Origin of the sequence: Kocuria cellulosilytica (assembly GCF_040981245.1) — a bacterium.
Taxonomy (GTDB): domain Bacteria; phylum Actinomycetota; class Actinomycetes; order Actinomycetales; family Micrococcaceae; genus Kocuria; species Kocuria cellulosilytica.
In genome coordinates, this window is the sequence record NZ_JAVFWZ010000020.1 from 1 (window position 1) to 1704 (window position 1704).

A 1704-nucleotide genomic window follows, 5' to 3' on the forward strand; every position below is an offset into this window, starting at 1 on the left:
GCGGGGGCGACCACCACACGGCGGTCAACGGCTCCTTAGAAAGGAGGTGATCCAGCCGCACCTTCCGGTACGGCTACCTTGTTACGACTTAGTCCCAATCGCCAGTCCCACCTTCGACGGCTCCCTCCCACAAAGGGGTTAGGCCACCGGCTTCGGGTGTTACCAACTTTCGTGACTTGACGGGCGGTGTGTACAAGGCCCGGGAACGTATTCACCGCAGCGTTGCTGATCTGCGATTACTAGCGACTCCGACTTCATGAGGTCGAGTTGCAGACCTCAATCCGAACTGAGACCGGCTTTTTGGGATTAGCTCCACCTCACAGTATCGCAACCCTTTGTACCGGCCATTGTAGCATGCGTGAAGCCCAAGACATAAGGGGCATGATGATTTGACGTCATCCCCACCTTCCTCCGAGTTGACCCCGGCAGTCTCCTATGAGTCCCCACCATCACGTGCTGGCAACATAGAACGAGGGTTGCGCTCGTTGCGGGACTTAACCCAACATCTCACGACACGAGCTGACGACAACCATGCACCACCTGTCCACCGACCCCGAAGGGAAACCCCATCTCTGGGGCGGTCCGGTGAATGTCAAGCCTTGGTAAGGTTCTTCGCGTTGCATCGAATTAATCCGCATGCTCCGCCGCTTGTGCGGGCCCCCGTCAATTCCTTTGAGTTTTAGCCTTGCGGCCGTACTCCCCAGGCGGGGCACTTAATGCGTTAGCTACGGCGCGGAGAACGTGGAATGTCCCCCACACCTAGTGCCCAACGTTTACGGCATGGACTACCAGGGTATCTAATCCTGTTCGCTCCCCATGCTTTCGCTCCTCAGCGTCAGTAACAGCCCAGAGACCTGCCTTCGCCATCGGTGTTCCTCCTGATATCTGCGCATTTCACCGCTACACCAGGAATTCCAGTCTCCCCTACTGCACTCTAGTCTGCCCGTACCCACTGCAGACCCGGGGTTGAGCCCCGGGCTTTCACAGCAGACGCGACAAACCGCCTACGAGCTCTTTACGCCCAATAATTCCGGACAACGCTTGCGCCCTACGTATTACCGCGGCTGCTGGCACGTAGTTAGCCGGCGCTTCTTCTGCAGGTACCGTCACTCTCGCTTCTTCCCTACTGAAAGAGGTTTACAACCCGAAGGCCGTCATCCCTCACGCGGCGTCGCTGCATCAGGCTTCCGCCCATTGTGCAATATTCCCCACTGCTGCCTCCCGTAGGAGTCTGGGCCGTGTCTCAGTCCCAGTGTGGCCGGTCACCCTCTCAGGCCGGCTACCCGTCGTCGCCTTGGTGAGCCATTACCCCACCAACAAGCTGATAGGCCGTGAGCCCATCCAAAACCAGTAAAACCCTTTCCACCCCCCACCATGCGATGGGACGTAGTATCCAGTATTAGACCCAGTTTCCCAGGCTTATCCCAGAGTCAAGGGCAGGTTACTCACGTATTACTCACCCGTTCGCCACTAATCCGCCCAGCAAGCTGGGCATCATCGTTCGACTTGCATGTGTTAAGCACGCCGCCAGCGTTCGTCCTGAGCCAGGATCAAACTCTCCGTCAAAAAAACAACGAAAACATCAAACCCCGGCTGAAAATGTCGCCACCATCCCACGGAGGCAGGACAGCAACAACCCATCAACCGAAAAAACATTCGGTATCAACAAACATGGCACACTATTGAGTTCTCAAACAACAGACC

At 56.8% G+C, this 1704-nt stretch carries 1 rRNA gene; it reads right to left on the reverse strand.

What is annotated here, in order from left to right:
- Positions 1-39 precede the first annotated feature (39 nt).
- Positions 40-1566: ribosomal RNA gene (locus RCG67_RS16735) — 16S ribosomal RNA — on the reverse strand.
- Positions 1567-1704: the final 138 nt, after the last annotated feature.